We start from the raw sequence: 17,349 nt of genomic DNA, 5'->3' as shown, positions 1-17,349 counted from the left end.
CCTTATCCCCCTGCACCCCCAAACCCCCGACAACGCTTTTAAAGGGTGCGTGCCGCACACTGTATTTATTTTATAGATTGCTTCGCTCGTTTCTCTCGCTCGCAATGACGCGCGGTATTTTTCGTCATTGCGAGGATTCTATAAAAAATCCGAAGCAATCCATAAAAAGATTTTCAAATTGCTAAATCGCGTTATAGAATCTTTGCGCCTTATCAACCAAAAATGGTAGAATATGCGCGCGAAGCTGGAAACAAAGCGGAATTTACTTCCGCGCAGTTGGAAGCAGAGCGGAGCTTTGGCTTTAGCCAAAGTGATAGTTTCATAAGGAATAGGCGAAGTGCGATTCACTCGCACGAGACGATACAAAATAAAAGGAGTAGATTCTCAAACTACCAAACAGCGTGATAGAATCTATCAGTCTTAATAACCAAATCAAGGTAAAATATGTGCGCGAAAGCGAAGTGAAACGAAGCTGGAGCGGAGGCGAAGTGCGATTCACTCGCACGAGACGATACAAATAAAAGGAATATAATATGCCAACAGCATGCGTTACGGGAGCGAGTTCTGGATTTGGGCGTGAGATTGCCCGCGCACTTTTGAGTAAGGGTTACAAAGTCATCGCAATAGCGCGCAGAAAAGAGCGTTTGGAGGAATTGCGCAAGGAGTTTGGCGAGCGCGTTTTTGTGCTAAGCCTTGATGTGCGTGATAAAAAAAGCGTTTTTAGCGCGATAGATTCCCTGCCACAAGAGTTTAGAGACATTAGCATTTTGGTAAATAACGCAGGGCTGGCGCTAGAGCAGGTGGAGTTTGACAAGCTAAGTGTTGAAGATATCGACACGATGGTGGATACGAATATCAAGGGCTTTTTGTATATCGCGCGTGCGGTTATCCCGCTACTTAGGGCGCAAAAGGGCGCGCATATTTTTAATATCGGTTCAGTTGCGGCGCGCAATCCCTACTTTGGCGGGAATGTGTATTGCGGGAGCAAGGCGTTTGTGGCGCAGTTTTCCCTCGCGCTTAGAAATGACTTGCGCGGGAGCAATATAAAGGTGACAAATATCGCGCCGGGCTTGTGTAAGACGGAGTTTAGCGAGGTGCGCTTTAAGGGCGATAAGACGCGCGCGGATTCTTTGTATGAGGGGACGAAGTTTATCAGCGCGCAGGATTTGAGCGAGGTGCTTTGCGCGCTTGTGAGCTTGCCAGAGCATATCAATGTCAATGAAATCGAGCTGATGCCCGTTACGCAGACTTGGGCGGGATTTCATATAGAAAAATTACCAGAATCTTAAAATCTTAAAGGCGCGCAAAAATATAAAAATTACTCTTTTATCACGCCACCACTTTGCAAAATCCCCATATACTGCGCCTGCAAGGCTTTGTAATCAGGCAAAATATTTTCATTTAAGAGTGAAAAGGGATAAAGCACAAACTCGCGCCAATTGTTTGATTTCGTATAAATCAGCTCGGCGCGGATATCGCTAAAAGTAATTTTGTTTTTAGAATCTTTATGTGCCTTTAGACTTACAAGTGCGCCGATTTTGGTGCTTATGTCCTTTTGCCCGGAAAGGAAATTGCCCAGAGAGTAAATCACAAGCGTATCGTCGATTTTTTCGATTGTTTGCAAAACATGCGGATGCGTGCCAATGATGAGATTTACCCCTTGCTTGCTTAGAAAGCGCGCAAGCTCGCGCTGTTCTTTATTTGGCGCAAACTCATATTCCACACCCCAATGCATTGAGACAATCAGCAAATCCACTTTTTTGCGCACCTGCGCGATATCACGCTTTAGCATTTCTTTTGTATAGACATTTACAAGATATTCTTTGCCCTGTGGTAGGGGGATTCCATTCGTGCCATAAGTGTAGGCAAGAAGCGCGTATTTGATGCCATTTTTTTCGCGCACTTCTATTTTTGAGCGAGAATCTGCACTTTCAAAACTCCCTGCTGTGAGCAAATCTTTATTCTCCGCGCGCTTTTTGTCCCAATACTCTAGCATTGCGCGCACGCCTTTTTCGCCCTTATCAAGCGTGTGATTATTTGCCAAACTCACAAGATTAAAGCCAAGATTTAGCATATAATCCCCAAATTCTTGCGGGGAATTAAAAGTAGGATAGCTACTAAGCCCTAGACTTTCACCGCCTAAAATCGTCTCTTGATTATAAAAGCGCAAGTCATAGCCTTCCACCAAAGGCGCGATATGTTGCAACATGGGCGCAAAATCAAAATTTTTAGAATCCTTAGAATCTGCGCTTTTTTGTGCCATCGCGCGCGCGTCCTCATACACGCTTTTATGCAAAAGCGCATCGCCAACCATTACGATGCTTATTTCGTTAGGTTTTCCCTCTTGTGCCTGCGCGCTTATGGCAAAAACCACGACGCATACTAAAAAGATTCTGAAAAGTTTCATTGTTTCTCCTTAAAATTTTAAAAAGTATAGTTAAAAATCCTTTAACCTTTTATTTATGAAATTATGCAACACTTTAAGCGGTTTAACCAAAATAAGGAGGGCAAGATGGGAACTATCACTTTGACAAATAACCAAACCAACGAGAGTTTTGAGTTTGAGCTTATCGATTGCAATCGCGGACCTCAAGCGGTGGATTTTTCAAAGCTTTTTGAGCGCACAAATATTTTTAGCTACGATCCGGGTTATGGAAGCACAGCGGGCTGTAAAAGCACCATTAGCTATATTGATGGGAAAAATGGTGTGCTTTTATACAAGGGGATTCCCATTGAAGAGTTGGTGGAAAAATACCGCTTTACTGATGTTTGCAAGCTACTTATTGCAGATTCTTTGCCAAAGAACGAAACAGAATCTAAAGAGTTTGACTTAGAATTGCGCCATCGTAGTTTTTTGCATGAAGGGCTTATAAATATTTTTGGTGCATTCCCTGACAACGCCCACCCAATGGCAAATCTAAGCTCCGCTGTGGCGGCGCTTTCGACTTTTTATGTGAATTACAAAGATAGCGAGGATAGCGAGGATTATCAAGTGATGGCAAACAGAATCATCGCTAAGATTCCAACCCTCGTGGCGTTTTCTTATCGTAATTCTGTGGGCGCGCCTTTTATTTATCCTGATGTTGAGCGTTCATATGTGGAAAATTTCCTCTATATGCTTCGCGCTTATCCGCATAATCGCCTGAAAAATGGACTACATGGCGAACAGGAAATCACCCCGCTTGAAGTGGAGGCGATGGATAAAATCTTCACACTTCACGCAGACCACGGGCAAAATGCCTCTACAACGACCGTGCGAAATGTCGCATCCACTGGCGCGCATCCATATGCGGCGATTTCTGCTGGGATTAACGCGCTGTGGGGCGCTGCACATGGTGGGGCGAATGAAAAAGTGCTCGTGCAACTCAATGAAATCGGCGATGTGAAAAATGTCGCAAAATTTGTCGAGCGCGCAAAGGATAAGAGCGATCCATTTAGGCTTATGGGCTTTGGGCATCGCGTGTATAAGAGCTACGATCCGCGCGCTAAGACTATCAAGGCGCTGAAAAATGAGCTTGACAAAAAAGGTATAAGAATGGATCATCGCCTAAGCGATATCGCTGAAAAGCTTGAAGAAGTGGCTTTGAGTGATGATTATTTCAAAGAGCGCGGGCTGTATCCGAATGTGGATTTTTATAGCGGGATTATTTTGAGCGCGCTTAAAATCCCTGTCTCGCTCTTTACGCCGATTTTTGTTATCGGTAGGATGCCGGGCTGGTGCGCGCAACTCATCGAGCATATCAAAGATCCAACCACGAGAATCACTCGCCCAAGGCAAGTGTATATCGGTAAATAGTTTTTTAGAAACTATTCCCTTTAATGTATCGCCTTCGCGGAAGTAAATTCCGCTTCGGCTCCGCTCCACTGCGTTGCGCGCGCATACTCGGTATTTTTGGGTTCTTTTATTCTGTGGATTCTGCCACGCTTTTTGGTTGTTGAGAATCTATTTTTTATTTTATATCATCTGAGCGGGTATAAATTATGCTCCGCCTCCACCGAGCTAACGCTCGCGCGCATACTCTGACTTTTTTAAATTAATAAGAAACTTTAAGATTCTATTGCGTTGGTTAAAACCTTTAGAATCTTACTTGGGGTGCTTGTTTCAAAGTAATGTGATTTTATTAATGTTAGTAGTTTAATTGCTCGTGCGGTAGCGGAATTGCCCTTTGCGCAAAACCATACTTAAGCCACCAATGCTTAAAAGCCAGCGGTTTTCGATAGTGTTTTTCATAAATGCCGCGATTTCTCCGCGCAAATGCTTGCCAAACACCACACCTACACCATCTGTATGCCCGATACTGCAGATTGTCCCGCGATGGATAAATTTAAAATCCTCTTTTATCTCCCTGCCTTTGACAATGCTAGCCAAAATCTTTGCCACATAATCGCCCATTTGCGCGGATAACTGCGCAGTTGGCGCGTGGATAACATCTTTTGAGCTCGCCTTAGCGCAATCACCCACGACAAAAATATTTGGATACTCAAAACAGCGCAATTTAGAATCCACCTCAATGCGCCCACGCGTATTTTTGAGCGTGGAATTCTGCACGATATCGCTACCGCGCACACCCGCACCCCATAAAATCGTATTTCCTTTAATCTCCTCTCGTGCGCCATTTTTTTCAATCACCACGCCATCAGCCCTGCATTCCACCACTTCTGCGCCTGTGATAAACTCCACGCCAAGCTTTGTGAGCTTTTTCACAGCCACTTTGGATAGACTTTTATCAAAAATGGGCAGAATCTGCTCGCTACGCCCGATACACACAACTTTTGGAATCTTAGGATTAATGCCACAAATCCCGCATAAATCTCCCAGCTGTGTCGCTAGCTCTGCAGCAAATTCAATGCTTGTAAATCCCGTGCCACACACAATCACACGCAAATCATTTTGATCTTGAGTAAGCGCGTAGTCTTTAAATTTATTTTCGATATTTTTTGTGAGCTTGAGCGCGGCATTGAGCGAAGAGAGCTTGTAAGCGTATTTATCCACGCCTTTGATGCCAAAAGTTTCAGGTCTGAAGCCTAGCGCTATCACCAAATAATCATACTTATATCCGCTGCGCCTGCAAATGACTTGCTTTTTGTCGGGGTTGATTTCTAGCACCTTGTCTTTGATGAAGGTGATTTTTGAGAGGTTGAGAATCTTGCGGTAGTAGATTCTGGCTTTGCGCGCGCTAAGTGTGCCGATGGCGACTTTGTGTAAAAGCGTGGTTTGGTAGTGGTAGTCGTGCTTGCTTACAAGGGTGATTTCTGCTTGATTTGCTTTGAGTGTGTTTTGCAAACCCAGCGCGACTTTTAGCCCGCCATAGCCACCGCCTAGGATAAGGATTTTTGGGATTTTGCGTTGTGGTTTTTGCCCCTCCATAAGTGCCTCCTTGTATTGTAAAAAAGCAATTAATCCTAGATAGATGATAAAGTATTTTTACCAACAAATAGAGCAAAAAGGTTAAATTATTTTTTACCTAATGTGGAAATGTAAAACTCAAACTTTAAGTATAAAATACGCGCCTTCAATGTAAAATGCGCTTTCTAAAAATTTTAGAGGAGTAAAAATGCAGTTGCAAGGGCATAAAGATGTCGTGTATTTGGCGAGTTTAGATTCTGTTCGTGGGATTGGTGCGTTTTGCGTTGTGGTGTTTCATCTCTATGTAGTGGGTGGTTTTAGCGAGTGGGGATTTTTCCGCAATAGTCATTTGTTTGTCCCGCTCTTTTTTGTGTTAAGTGGCTTTATAATCCCTTATGTGTATGATAAAAATAATTTTAGTTTTACTAAATTTATGCGTGCGCGATTTTTCCGCATTATTCCGCTACATTGGCTTATGCTACTTGTCTTTATTTTGCTAGAGTTTGGGAATCTTTTTGTGTTTCATTTTTTACACATTCAGCTAAAAAATGAGCCTTTCACAAACACCAAAGCCTTAAGTGAGTTGCTTCCAAATTTTTTGCTTTTGCAGTCGTGGTTGCCTTTTGCAGAGCCTTTTTCTTTTAATGGTCCGAGCTGGAGCTTGAGTGTGGAATGGTATGCGTATCTCTTTTTTGGATTCTGTATGTTTTTACCAAAAGCATTGCGCTATGGGATTTTTGGTGCATTGATAGTGGGTTATTATGCAGGTGCGTTGGAGTTTTTGCGCTATGAGGCAAGGGAAGGCTTGCTGTATTTTGCAAGCGGTGTGCTAAGCTATTTTATTTTTACGCAGATTCTTAAAATGCGTATTTTCTTGCAAAAATGGAACAAAGTCATGCGCGTGGCATTTGGTGCGCTAGAAATAGCTGTGGTGGTGTTTGCTGGCGTTGTGATTGGCTTTGGGATGCGCGATTTGGCATTGTTAAGTTTTTCATTACTCATTCTTACCTTTGCGCTTTCAAGCTATAGAAATGCCCTAGCCTATGGGGGGGGGGGGCATTAGATAAATTTCTTTGCTTAAAGCCCTTTAGATATTTGGGTAAAATTTCTTACACAATCTACATAACACATTTTTTTGTCATAAGCGTGATGAAAGCGCTTAGCTCACTTTTAGCCAAAAAACTTCATTTTTATCAAATGATCCCTATGGATTCTGGCGCGAAGCTTTATATCGATTTTGGGAATAGTCTTTTGGCAAATATTTATCTCGCGCTTAATATTATCTTAGTGTTGTTGTTGGCGGATTTTTTGTATCGTGTGGTTGAGAAGCCATGTATAAATTTTGGCAAGCGTAAAACCTAATTTAAATTTTAGTATGTTACAATGCGCGCTTTTTAGTTGTATTTTTATCAAAAAAGGGCGGAAGTGTTAGAAAAATTAGAGCAAATAAAAGGGAAAATCGCCAAAGGCTTTGAGGAGATAAAGAATCTTGAGGCGCTAGAAAATCTGCGTATTGAGATTATGGGGAAAAAGGGCGCGCTCACCGCGCTTTTTAGCACGCTCAAGGCTTTAGGTGAAGAGGAAAAAAAGGCTTTTGCAAAAGAGCTGAATTCTGTGCGTTCAGAGTTTGAATCTAAGCTAGTTTCTCTCAAAGCTAAACTTTCACAAGAGGAACTAGGCAAAAAATTACAAAAAGAATATATTGACACCTCGCTTTTTACCACTTTGAAGCCAAAGAGCCTCGGACACCCGGTAAATCAGGTGATGGAGCGCATTATCGAGTATTTTACTTGTATAAATTTTTCTATCCAAAGCGGACCTTTGGTAGAGGATGATTTCCATAATTTTGAAGCGCTCAATCTGCCTAAATTCCACCCAGCGCGCGATATGCAAGATACATTTTATTTCAAAGATTTCGCGCTTTTACGCACGCACACTTCGCCTGTGCAAATCCGCACCATGCAAGAATCTTCCATTCCAATCCGCATAATCGCGCCCGGTGCGGTGTTTAGGCGTGATTATGATTTGACGCATTCGCCGATGTTTCATCAAGTAGAAGGGCTTGTCGTGGATAAGGCGGGCAAGGTGAGCTTTGCAAATCTCAAATACATTTTGGAAGATTTCTTGCGCGCGATGTTTGGCGATGTAAAAGTGCGCTTCCGTTCGAGCTTTTTCCCATTCACAGAGCCTAGTGCTGAGGTGGATATAAGTTGCGTATTTTGCGGTGGTGTGGGCTGTCGCGTGTGCTCGCATACAGGCTGGCTTGAGGTGCTAGGCTGTGGGGTTGTGGATGAGAATGTCTTTAAAGCTGTGGGCTATGAAAATGTAAGCGGTTATGCCTTTGGGCTAGGGGTTGAGCGTTTTGCGATGCTTATACATAGGGTGAATGACTTGCGGAGCTTTTTTGAGACTGATTTGCGTGTATTGGAGCAATTTTAGATGATTATTACAAAAAATTTATTATCTCGTTTTGTGGATATGAGTGGGATTTCGTGTGAGCGCTTGTGTGAGCGCTTAAATAGCATCGGGCTAGAGGTTGAGAGTGTTAAGATTCTCAATATTCCCAAAAAAGTTGTGGTTGGCAAAGTGCTCTCAAAAAGCCCGCACCCTGATGCGGATAAACTTAGCGTGTGCGAAGTAAATGTCGGCTCTGAAGTCTTGCAAATCGTGTGTGGCGCAAAAAATGTAGCAAAAGATCAATTTGTCGCAGTTGCGCTTATTGGCGCGGTTTTGCCAAAGCCAAATGGCGAAATGCTTGAGATTAAAAAAAGTATTTTGCGTGGCGTGGAAAGTCAAGGAATGCTATGCTCTAGCACCGAGCTTGGCTTGCCTGCGGTGGGTGAAGGCATTATGGTACTTGATAAAAGTGCGGGCAAACTTGTGCTGGGAAGCGAGATAGCGAATCTGGCGCTTTTTGATGATTATGTTATCGAGCTTTCCATCACGCCAAATCGCGGGGATTGCTTGAGCGTGCTAGGCATTGCGCGCGATATTTCTGCGTGCTTTGATTTGCGCTTAAAGCCCATCAACGACATTGATAATATCTTAGCGCTAGGGCTAGGGCGTGTGCTAGGCGTGAGTGTGGAAAACAAGCTTTATTCTTGTCTTTTGTATCGCATTGTTGAGATTAAAGAAATGAATCTTCCGCTTAATATCGCGCTTACTCTCGCGCTCAATGGGACGCTAAAAGCCGATGTCGTGCAAAATTTCTTAGAATATGCCACTTATATGACAGGTGTGATTTTAAATGCTTATCGTTTGGAGGAAACGCGCACACGCGGGCAAAACGATGAAGATTCTAATTCTTTAGAAGTGCAATTAAACATTAAGAAAAACGCGCAAGGTGTGGAAATTGTAAGCGTGCAGGACAAGATTCTTTCTTCCATTGGGATTAAGCATTTGGATACAAAATTCCAAACAAAATCAGAAGTTATCATTATAGAGGCAAGTTTTGTCCCGCCGAGAGTGATTTCAGAGATTGTCTTTGACAAAAAGCTTGAGGTGTGTCAAGAGGTGTTTTATCGCTCAAGTCGTGGGAGCAATCCAAACCTAGAGCAGGGAATGAACTTTTTGTGTCAAAGTATGCTGGAATCTAGCGATGTGTTGATTTACTCTGGCACGCATAATGTCGAGCAATACAGCCAAGAAACAAAGATTAAGACGACATTTGCGGCTATTAGCGAGATTATCGGCAATGTGCTAAGCAAGGAAGAGATGACGGAGATTTTGAAGCGTTTGAAGTTTGAAATCGATGTGACTTGCGATGAAAATTTTTTCATGGTAACTGTGCCAAACTATCGCCATGACATTAGCAATATCGGGGATTTGACGGAGGAGATTTTACGCATTAGAGGCATAGATTCTATTGTTTCAAAACCGCTTGAATTTAGCGAGTGTGCGCAGCTTAGCACACATTATCTGCAGTATAAAAAAAGGCGTGAAATCGCGCATGCGCTTTTGGCAAATGGCTTAAATGAGTGCATACATTATGTGTTTGCAAGCTCAAGTGAGCTTGCGCGTTTAGGCTTTGTGGAGGTGGATTCTGAACTCGGGCTTTTAAATCCTATTGTCTCTGAGCTTGATACCTTGCGCACAAGCCTAATCCCTGCAATGCTTGCAAGTAGCGAGCGTAACGCAAATTTTGGCTACAAAGCCATAGGGCTTTTTGAAATCGGTAGCGTGTATGACACAAAAAGAGCGGAATCCACGCGCCTATGCGTGTTTGTAAGCGAAATGGCAAAGGCTGAATGCTTCCCACACACAAAAGGCGTAAAATGGGATTTTTACAGCTTTGCAAGCCTTGTGAGCAACGCCATTGGCGCATTTAGCTTGCAAAATGCCTTAGGACATGCACACAGCGCGAAAGAATTTGCCCGTTTTGGATTTAAAGCAGAATCTGGCGCAGAATCTGAGGAATCTAATGCGAAATTCCCAGAGCTTTTGCACCCATATCAATGTGGCTTTGTGTATCAAAATGGCGTGTGTGTGGGCTTTATCGCAAAGCTTAATCCGCGCTTTGGGAATGGCTTTGTGTGTGAAATCGCGCTTGAAAACTTGCAAAATGCACTTCCACAAATGCAGGAATTTTCAAGATTCCAAAAGTCCCAGCGCGATTTAACGCTTTTGCTAGATTCTAAAGTGGAATTTTACAAAATCCGCCAAGCGCTTGAAAACGCGCAGATTCCAAACCTTGAGAGTGTGTATCCGATGGATATTTTTGCAGAATCTGCTGATAAAATCGCGCTTTCCTTACGCCTTATTTTGCGCTCCCCAAATGCCACGCTTGAGGATAAGGACTTGCAAGAGGCGAGCAAGCGCGTTTTAGAAGTGTTAGAGCAAAAATTTGACGCTAAGCTTAAAATGTAGCCTCAAAATTAATGTAAGGATTTTTTTATGCGTGTAACAAGCATTGCGCCGGCTCAAAAATTTTCCCTAGAAATTGCAGGCATCGCAAGTGACAAGTCGCTTTCCCATCGTTGCGCGATTTTTGCGCTTTTGAGCAAGGGCGCTTGCGAGGTGAAAAACTATCTTTTGGGCGAGGATACGCTAGATTCTCTAAATATTGCTAAGGCGCTAGGTTTGCAGGTGGAGCAAAAGGGCGCGGGGCATTTTGTGCTCACGCCTCCAAGCGCGATAATCGAGCCAAGCGATGTGCTAAATTGTGGCAATGCAGGCACGGCAATGCGCCTTTATACCGGGCTTTTGGCAGGAGTGAAAGGGTATTTTGTGCTAAGTGGGGATAAGTATCTAAACGCGCGCCCGATGAAGCGCGTAATCGCGCCACTTAGTGCCATCGGTGCGCAGATTTATGCGCGTGCGCAAAATACGCTAGCCCCGCTAAGCATTATCGGCAGGCAGTTGGAGGGCTTTTGCTATGAAAGCCCGATTTCTAGCGCACAGGTAAAAAGCGCGATGATTTTAGCAGGATTGAGCGCAAATGCGCCATGTCGCTTTAGCGAGCCGCTTTTAAGCCGCGATCACACAGAGCGAATGTTGCAGGCTATGGGCGTGAAATTTGAGACAAACACCGCGCAAGATGGAAAGGTAACGATTGATTTTAATCCTTTGCAAAAAGGGCAGAAGCTAGAATCTTTTAGCTTTGAAGTGCCAAGTGATCCTTCAAGTGCCTTTTATTTCGCGTTAGCGACGTGTGTGATGGATTGCGAAGTGGTGTTAAAAAATGTGCTTCTTAATCCTACGCGCATTCAAGCCTTTGAGGTTCTGCGTGAGATGGGCGCGCAAATCACCTATCATCAAAACAAAAGCGGTTTAGAAGATGTGGGCGATATTGAAGTCAAAGGCGCCAACTTACGCGCAGTGCGCGTGAGCGAGCATATTTCTTGGCTTATTGATGAGATTCCAGCGCTTAGCATTGCTTTTGCCCTAGCGCAGGGAAAAAGCGAGGTGCGCAATGCGAAGGAATTGCGCGTTAAAGAATCTGATAGAATCTCATGCGTCGTGCAGGGCTTGCGCGCTATGGGGATAGAGTGCGAGGAGTTTGAAGATGGCTTTAGCGTGCAAGGCGGGAGTTTGAAACCAGCGCGCATAAATTCCTTTGGCGATCACCGCATTGCGATGAGCTTTGCGATTGCCTGTCTTGCGTGTGGCGGGGAGATTGAAGACAGCGCATGTATCGATGTGTCGTTTCCTAATTTTTTAGAGCTTTTGGGCAAGATTACGCGCGTGGATTCTCGCAATATTTAGGAGCTGGAAACATGCGGGATTACCCCTGCAAAGGCGATATAATTTAAAGTAGATTCTTGAATTGTTAAACCGCGTTAAAGAATCTACAAAATTTTATCAACCCAAAAACGCCGAGTATGCACGCGAAGCGGAGCCGAAGCGGAATTTACTTCCGCGAAGGTGATACAATTTAAAGCAGATTCTCAAACCGCCAAATGGCATTACAGAATCTACAAAATTTTATCAACCCAAAAACGCCGAATATGCACGCGAAGCGGAGCCGAAGCGGAATTTACTTCCGCGAAGGTGATACAATTTAAAGCAGATTCTCAAACCGCCAAATGGCATTACAGAATCTACAAAATTTTATCAACCCAAAAACGCCGAATATGCACGCGAAGCGGAGCCGAAGCGGAATTTACTTCCGCGAAGGTGATACAATTTAAAAAGAAACAAAACTAAAGGAGAATTTATGCAAGTCAAACTCGCGCAAAATTATGGCTTTTGCTTTGGCGTGAAGCGCGCGATAAAAATCGCCCAAGATCATAAAGATTCTATAACTTTAGGACCGCTTATCCATAATGCTAAGGAGATTAGCAGATTGAAGCGGGATTTTAATGTCGATACGAGCGAGACTTTGGAGAATCTGCAAAAAGATAGACAGCTCATCGTGCGCACGCATGGGATTCCCAAAAATGATTTGAAAAAGTTGCAAAACCAGCAATTTGATATTATTGACGCTACTTGCCCTTATGTGCGCAAGCCTCAGATGATAGTCGAGGAGATGAGCAAGGAAGGCTATGATATCATCGTGTTTGGCGACAAAGAGCACCCCGAAGTCAAGGGCGTGGTGAGCTATGCGGAAAATGGCGCGAGCGTGGTTGCGAACTTTGAGGAATTGCAGAATCTGCGTTTGGGCAAGAAAATCACGCTTATTTCTCAAACGACAAAACAGCCCGAAGTCTTTGCGAAAATCGCTGGGTATTTGAGCGCGCATTGTGCGGAAGTGCGGGTGTTTAATACTATTTGCAACGCGACTTTTGACAATCAAAGTGCCGCAGATGCGCTAAGCAAGGAAGTTGATATTATGATAATTGTGGGCGGGAAAAACTCTTCAAACACCAAACAGCTTTTTACGATTTGCAAAAATAACTGCGCGCATAGCTATTTGGTCGAAGATGAGAGCGAGTTAGAGCGCGCGTGGTTTGAGGGCAAAAAAGTATGCGGTATCACAGCGGGCGCTAGCACACCGGATTGGATTATCCAAAAGGTGCAAGAAAAGGTGCTTGCGTATTAGAGCTAGTTTGGGTTTTTGTAAAAACTCACAAAAAAATCAAGCGATTTGCTAACCTTTTTTTAGCAAGTCGCTTTTTATTTTTTTATATGGATAGATTCTTAGTTTTTTGATATTTTAGATTATTGCTATTTTCGCGCAGTATGAGGAAGTATAATGATTTTAACGAGTGGCCGGGAGAGAGGGATTCGAACCCCCGGAAGCTTGCACTTCAACGGTTTTCAAGACCGCCGCTTTCGACCACTCAGCCATCTCCCGACTTTGTATTTTGTAGATTGTGTAAATTGATATTTTGGAGGCGACACCCAGATTCGAACTGGGGATCAAGGCTTTGCAGGCCCGTGCCTTACCACTTGGCTATGTCGCCATTTTTCTAAAATCCACTTGTAAAATCCGCAATTATTGCAAGTTTAAAACCACAGGTGGTGCCCGAGGCCGGACTTGAACCGGCACAGACGCAATGTCCGAGGGATTTTAAGTCCCTTGTGTCTACCAATTTCACCACCCGGGCTAAATATCATAATCTTACAAAGTAGCTTTGGAATCTAAAAAAATGGAGCGGGAAACGGGGATCGAACCCGCGGCCCCAACCTTGGCAAGGTTGTGCTCTACCACTGAGCTATTCCCGCAAATAATTAGAATCTGCATTTCAAACGCAAGATTTCAAAAGTGCAATCACAAGAAACTAAAAAGCCGAAATTCTAGCAATGTTTTGCTGAAAAATCAAGTCTAAAAATGCAAAATTACAAAAAAGCCTTATTTTTTGGTTATAATTCACCGCTTAAAAACCCAAAACATCAAGCTTTAACCAAAAATCAAAAACATCAAACCTTTAAGGAATCCGCGATGCTGACGCAATTTCAAAGCTACCCATTCCAAAAGCTTAGCGCCCTGCTTGAGGGCTTAGACGCGCCACAAGAAAAGCTCCACCTTAGCATTGGCGAACCGCAATTCCCCACACCGCAAAATATTCTAGATTCTCTCACGCAAAGTGCCAGCCTACTTAATAAATACCCAAAATCTAGTGGCGAGGATTTTTTGCGCAATGCACAACTAGGATTTATCAAAAAGCGTTTCGCGCTCGAGTTAGAATTCACACAGATTCTCCCCACTTTTGGCACGCGCGAGGTGCTTTTTAATTTCCCGCAATTCTACCTTTTTGGCAAGCAAACGCCCACTATCGCCTATCCTAACCCTTTTTATCAAATTTATGAGGGCGCAGCGATCGCCTCAAATGCGCGCATTGTGCTAATGGAGCTAAACAAGCAAAATGCCTTTAAGCCAACACTTACAAAGGCGCAGTTGCAAGAAGTTGATTTGGTGATTCTCAATTCGCCAAATAACCCAACCGGCGCGACTTTGAGCCTTGATGAGTTGGCAGAATGGGTGTATTTGGCGCAAGAGTATAATTTTGTGATTCTAAGCGATGAGTGTTATAGTGAAATTTATGCTAAAGAGCCGCCAGCAAGCATTTTACAAGCTTGCGTAAAAGCGGGCAATCATAGCTTTAGTCAAATTTTAGCGCTTAATTCTATCTCTAAGCGCTCAAACGCGCCGGGCTTGCGTAGCGGATTTATCGCAGGTGACGCGCAGATTCTCAAAGCCTATGGTTTGTATCGCACTTATGTTGGTTGCGCTAGCCCGCTTCCTTTGCAAAAAGCCGCAGCCACAGCGTGGCAGGATTTTTCCGCGCCTGAGTATTCTCGCGCCATTTACGCGCAGAATCTCTCTTTAGCTCAAGAGCTTTTTCCACAGGCTCAAGTTGCGCCATATAGTTTTTACTTGTGGCTTGAAGTTGGCGAGGATACGGAGTTTTGCAAATATCTCTACACGCAAGAAGGCATCGTCGTTTTGCCCGGAAGTTTTTTAGGGCGTAATGGCGCAGGAAAGGGCTTTGTGCGTATCGCGCTTGTATATGAAAGCGTGATTATCAAAGACGCGCTTAAGCGCATAAAATCTACACTTGCAAGATTTAAAGGCGCACATTAAGCGCCACAGCGCAAAACGCGCAAGCACAGCGGCACAAATACAGCGCGCAATTTTTGCAAAGGCAATTTCACAAAAGGGAGAAAAAGTTGAAAATCCATTTTATCGGCATTGGTGGCATTGGCATTTCAGGTTTGGCGCGCTTTTTATTAGCGCAAGGTGCGGAGATTAGCGGTAGCGATATTGCAGAATCTAGCAGTGTAAAAGCATTAAAAAAGCTCGGCGTCCCTATCACAATCCCGCACAGCAAGGAATGTATCACCAACCAAGACTTAGTCATTCACTCTGCTATCATTAAGCCCGATAATATCGAGATTCTGCGTGCGCGCGAGCTTGGGATTAAGGTTTTTTCGCGCGCGCAAGCCTTAGAATTTATCCTTAAAGATAAGCGCGTTTTTAGCGTGTGTGGCGCACATGGCAAAAGCACCACAAGCGCTATGCTTGCAAGCATTTTCCCCGATTTTGGTGCGATCATTGGCGCAGATTCCAAAGAATTTGGCTCAAATGTCCGCGCGCTAGCGTGTGAAAGCCTCATCTTTGAAGCTGATGAATCTGATAAGAGCTTCCTAAACTCAAATCCCTACTACGCGATAATCCCAAACGCCGAGCCCGAGCATATGGAGACTTACAACAACGACTTAGAGGAATTTTACTCTGCCTACCGCGCATTTTTACACAAGGCAAAAAAGCGCGTGGTGAGCGATTCTGATGCATTTTTAGCAAATTTTGATTTGCCCTGCGTGCGTTTAGATCCAGCCAAAGACATTGCAGATATTAGCTATTTTTTGAGAGACAATGAGCCTTGCACACGCTTCAAACTTCGCGATTTTGGCGAGTTTGAAGTTTATGGCTTTGGCGAGCATATCGCGTTAAATGCGTCTTTGGCGATTCTCTGCGCGCTTGATTCTGGGAAAAGCACAGAGGAGATACGACGCAATTTAGCGCAGTTTAAAGGCATTAAAAAGCGCTTTGATATCCTCACGCATGGGGATTGTATCATCATCGATGACTATGCTCACCACCCAACTGAAATCACTGCCACGCTTAAAAGTGTGCAAATTTATAAGAAACTAAGCGGGCAAAACCATGTGAGCGTGATTTTCCAACCGCATAAATACTCGCGCCTTTTGCACAATTTAGAATCTTTCAAGCGCTGTTTTGATGGGCTTTGCGATGAGTTGGTGATTTTGCCTATTTGGCGTGCTGGGGAAGAACCGCTAGATATTGACTTGCATAAGGAGTTCGCGCATTTAAACCCACTTTTTGCAAGCCATGTCAAACGCGATGGGGATTCTCTCTTGCTTTTTGATAAAGAGCGCGTGTTAAAGCGCCTAGATTCTGGCATTATCATCGGGCTTGGTGCGGGCGATATCACCTACCAACTTCGCACGCAATAAATTATAAATAAGAATTTTTATGATTTACTAAGTTTTTTAGATTTATAATTTTTTTACTTAAAATTTCCTTGCTTTTGTCGATGTGTCAAACTTCACAAAATCCAAAAGGTGCAGTTTAGGGAGGGTGTCAGATGAAAAACCATATAGCAAAGATTCTTAGAATCTGCAAGCCTTACGCGTTTTTCAAACCTAAAAAAGCAGGCAAAGCCCGCATAACTTCTTTAGTCTCTACCCCCCCCCTCTAAGCTTTTTTAATAAAAAATCCTACACTTTTAAGATTCTGACTTTTCTTATCTCGCTTACGCTTATCACGCCACCGGTGGCACTTGGCACCGTTCATAATGCCACTTGCGCAAATAATAACTGCACGCCAAATGCAACTAATCAAACTATTTTTGTAGATGGAAACGAAAGCGGACAAAATATTACTGTTAATACAAATATGACTTTTTCTAATAGTCAGTCGCTTAATGGTGCTGTTACCGCGACAGATCGTGGTGTAGGAATAACTTTTTATCAAAGTGGCGCAACAAATCAGATTGGTGATATTACAATCAATCAAGGAGCAGGCATTACCACAACAAGGCGCGATGGTATTGCCATAGTGGTAAGAGATGGTGTTGATAATAGAATAAGTGGCACTATAACCAACAATGGAAGTTTGATAGGAGGTAGTTATGGTAGTGGTATCGCCGTATGGCAAAATGGCAAAATAGGTGATTTGGCAAATAATACAGGCGGGATACATAACACCAGCACAGGCAGACTAGAATCAAATCACTATGGTATCAGCGCAGAAGGTGGGAATAACCAAATAAGCCAAATAACAAATGATAGCGGTGGCGTTATAAGCGGTGGTGATGGAGCGATATATAACACTTCCGCACAAATAGGCTCAATCACCAATAGCGGAGAGATAAGCTCTTCTCGTGGAAATGCGATTTATCTAGCCTCAGGAAACACAACTTCAATCACAAACTCTGGCACCATAAGCACAGGCACCCATACCGCTAATGTCGCTGGAATCTGGAGTGGTATTACCATAGGCACGATAACCAACAATGCAGGTGGGCTAATCGAAGGGATTACGTTTTCTAGGGCAGCTAACACCATCACCAATGCAGGACAAATCGCAAATGGCT

Annotated in this window: 16 protein-coding genes and 4 tRNA genes; 14 read left to right on the top strand and 6 right to left on the bottom strand. The window is 43.7% G+C overall.

Annotated features, from left to right (window positions below; translation table 11 throughout):
- The 3 genes from CQA49_RS10330 to CQA49_RS08695 all read left to right on the top strand — a co-directional run.
- On the top strand, positions 1-185 hold a 185-nt coding region (locus tag CQA49_RS10330; RefSeq protein ID WP_220271743.1), incomplete at its 5' end, for a hypothetical protein.
- 37 nt (positions 186-222) lie between these two features.
- Positions 223-405 (top strand): hypothetical protein, encoded by a 183-nt coding sequence (locus CQA49_RS09915; RefSeq protein WP_147288679.1) that lies wholly within the window; start codon positions 223-225, stop codon positions 403-405.
- A 128-nt stretch (positions 406-533) separates the two neighbouring features.
- Complete coding sequence (locus CQA49_RS08695) at positions 534-1,289, top strand: SDR family NAD(P)-dependent oxidoreductase (RefSeq protein ID WP_115575566.1); 756 nt, start codon at positions 534-536, stop codon at positions 1,287-1,289.
- A 29-nt stretch (positions 1,290-1,318) separates the two neighbouring features.
- On the opposite strand, the gene CQA49_RS08690 is transcribed toward CQA49_RS08695, so the two are convergent.
- Complete coding sequence (locus CQA49_RS08690; RefSeq protein WP_115575565.1) at positions 1,319-2,407, bottom strand: CapA family protein; 1,089 nt, start codon at positions 2,405-2,407, stop codon at positions 1,319-1,321.
- Between the two features lie 105 nt (positions 2,408-2,512).
- On the opposite strand from CQA49_RS08690, the gene CQA49_RS08685 reads away from it, so the two are divergent.
- The gene (locus CQA49_RS08685; protein WP_115575564.1) at positions 2,513-3,796 is read left to right on the top strand and encodes a citrate synthase; all 1,284 of its coding nucleotides are present in this window, start codon (positions 2,513-2,515) and stop codon (positions 3,794-3,796) included.
- Between the two features lie 339 nt (positions 3,797-4,135).
- Here the strand turns inward: CQA49_RS08685 and CQA49_RS08680 are convergent, their stop codons facing one another.
- A complete protein-coding gene (locus tag CQA49_RS08680; protein WP_115575563.1) occupies positions 4,136-5,368 on the bottom strand; it encodes an NAD(P)/FAD-dependent oxidoreductase in 1,233 nt (410 codons plus the stop codon).
- 187 nt (positions 5,369-5,555) lie between these two features.
- On the opposite strand from CQA49_RS08680, the gene CQA49_RS08675 reads away from it, so the two are divergent.
- The 7 genes from CQA49_RS08675 to CQA49_RS08650 all read left to right on the top strand — a co-directional run bounded on the left by CQA49_RS08675 (position 5,556) and on the right by CQA49_RS08650 (position 12,827).
- Positions 5,556-6,410 (top strand): acyltransferase, encoded by an 855-nt coding sequence (locus tag CQA49_RS08675; protein WP_115575562.1) that lies wholly within the window; start codon positions 5,556-5,558, stop codon positions 6,408-6,410.
- Between the two features lie 32 nt (positions 6,411-6,442).
- The gene (locus CQA49_RS08670; RefSeq protein ID WP_115575561.1) at positions 6,443-6,709 is read left to right on the top strand and encodes a hypothetical protein; all 267 of its coding nucleotides are present in this window, start codon (positions 6,443-6,445) and stop codon (positions 6,707-6,709) included.
- Between the two features lie 63 nt (positions 6,710-6,772).
- On the top strand, positions 6,773-7,786 hold the full coding sequence (gene pheS, locus CQA49_RS08665) for a phenylalanine--tRNA ligase subunit alpha (RefSeq protein ID WP_115575560.1): 1,014 nt from the start codon (positions 6,773-6,775) through the stop codon (positions 7,784-7,786).
- Positions 7,787-10,213: a phenylalanine--tRNA ligase subunit beta gene (gene pheT, locus CQA49_RS08660; protein ID WP_115575559.1), complete on the top strand. Its 2,427-nt coding sequence runs from the start codon at positions 7,787-7,789 to the stop codon at positions 10,211-10,213. It abuts the gene before it with no gap.
- 27 nt (positions 10,214-10,240) lie between these two features.
- Positions 10,241-11,551 (top strand): 3-phosphoshikimate 1-carboxyvinyltransferase, encoded by a 1,311-nt coding sequence (aroA, locus tag CQA49_RS08655; RefSeq protein WP_115575558.1) that lies wholly within the window; start codon positions 10,241-10,243, stop codon positions 11,549-11,551.
- Positions 11,552-11,710: 159 nt separating this feature from the next.
- On the top strand, positions 11,711-11,992 hold the full coding sequence (locus CQA49_RS09910; RefSeq protein WP_147288678.1) for a hypothetical protein: 282 nt from the start codon (positions 11,711-11,713) through the stop codon (positions 11,990-11,992).
- Between the two features lie 10 nt (positions 11,993-12,002).
- Entirely contained in the window at positions 12,003-12,827 is an 825-nt protein-coding gene (locus CQA49_RS08650; protein WP_115575557.1) for a 4-hydroxy-3-methylbut-2-enyl diphosphate reductase, read from the top strand.
- A 167-nt stretch (positions 12,828-12,994) separates the two neighbouring features.
- On the opposite strand, the gene CQA49_RS08645 is transcribed toward CQA49_RS08650, so the two are convergent.
- From CQA49_RS08645 to CQA49_RS08630, 4 genes are all read right to left on the bottom strand, one after another.
- Positions 12,995-13,082 (bottom strand) — tRNA-Ser (locus CQA49_RS08645).
- Between the two features lie 35 nt (positions 13,083-13,117).
- Positions 13,118-13,191: transfer RNA gene (locus CQA49_RS08640), tRNA-Cys, on the bottom strand.
- A gap of 56 nt (positions 13,192-13,247) precedes the next feature.
- Positions 13,248-13,335 (bottom strand) — tRNA-Leu (locus tag CQA49_RS08635).
- A 43-nt stretch (positions 13,336-13,378) separates the two neighbouring features.
- Positions 13,379-13,453 (bottom strand) — tRNA-Gly (locus tag CQA49_RS08630).
- A 217-nt stretch (positions 13,454-13,670) separates the two neighbouring features.
- Between CQA49_RS08630 and CQA49_RS08625 the strand changes: the two genes are divergently transcribed.
- The 3 genes from CQA49_RS08625 to CQA49_RS08615 all read left to right on the top strand — a co-directional run.
- On the top strand, positions 13,671-14,813 hold the full coding sequence (locus CQA49_RS08625; protein ID WP_115575567.1) for a succinyldiaminopimelate transaminase: 1,143 nt from the start codon (positions 13,671-13,673) through the stop codon (positions 14,811-14,813).
- Positions 14,814-14,899: 86 nt separating this feature from the next.
- Positions 14,900-16,207, top strand: a complete 1,308-nt coding sequence (murC, locus tag CQA49_RS08620) for a UDP-N-acetylmuramate--L-alanine ligase (RefSeq protein ID WP_115575556.1) — start codon at positions 14,900-14,902, stop codon at positions 16,205-16,207.
- A gap of 319 nt (positions 16,208-16,526) precedes the next feature.
- The coding region (locus CQA49_RS08615) for a hypothetical protein (protein ID WP_220271742.1) at positions 16,527-17,349 on the top strand (823 nt) is incomplete at its 3' end.

This window comes from Helicobacter sp. MIT 00-7814 (genome assembly GCF_003364115.1).
GTDB lineage: Bacteria > Campylobacterota > Campylobacteria > Campylobacterales > Helicobacteraceae > Helicobacter_F.
This window is presented reverse-complemented; position numbering and strand designations above follow the sequence as displayed.

Bases quoted from the DNA above. Each gene is read 5' to 3' on its own strand.
- CQA49_RS09915 (WP_147288679.1), top strand. From the start codon at position 223: ATGGTAGAATATGCGCGCGAAGCTGGAAACAAAGCGGAATTTACTTCC.
- CQA49_RS08695 (WP_115575566.1), top strand. From the start codon at position 534: ATGCCAACAGCATGCGTTACGGGAGCGAGTTCTGGATTTGGGCGTGAG.
- CQA49_RS08690 (WP_115575565.1), bottom strand. From the start codon at position 2,407: ATGAAACTTTTCAGAATCTTTTTAGTATGCGTCGTGGTTTTTGCCATA.
- CQA49_RS08685 (WP_115575564.1), top strand. From the start codon at position 2,513: ATGGGAACTATCACTTTGACAAATAACCAAACCAACGAGAGTTTTGAG.
- CQA49_RS08680 (WP_115575563.1), bottom strand. From the start codon at position 5,368: ATGGAGGGGCAAAAACCACAACGCAAAATCCCAAAAATCCTTATCCTA.
- CQA49_RS08675 (WP_115575562.1), top strand. From the start codon at position 5,556: ATGCAGTTGCAAGGGCATAAAGATGTCGTGTATTTGGCGAGTTTAGAT.
- pheT (WP_115575559.1), top strand. From the start codon at position 7,787: ATGATTATTACAAAAAATTTATTATCTCGTTTTGTGGATATGAGTGGG.
- aroA (WP_115575558.1), top strand. From the start codon at position 10,241: ATGCGTGTAACAAGCATTGCGCCGGCTCAAAAATTTTCCCTAGAAATT.
- CQA49_RS08650 (WP_115575557.1), top strand. From the start codon at position 12,003: ATGCAAGTCAAACTCGCGCAAAATTATGGCTTTTGCTTTGGCGTGAAG.
- CQA49_RS08625 (WP_115575567.1), top strand. From the start codon at position 13,671: ATGCTGACGCAATTTCAAAGCTACCCATTCCAAAAGCTTAGCGCCCTG.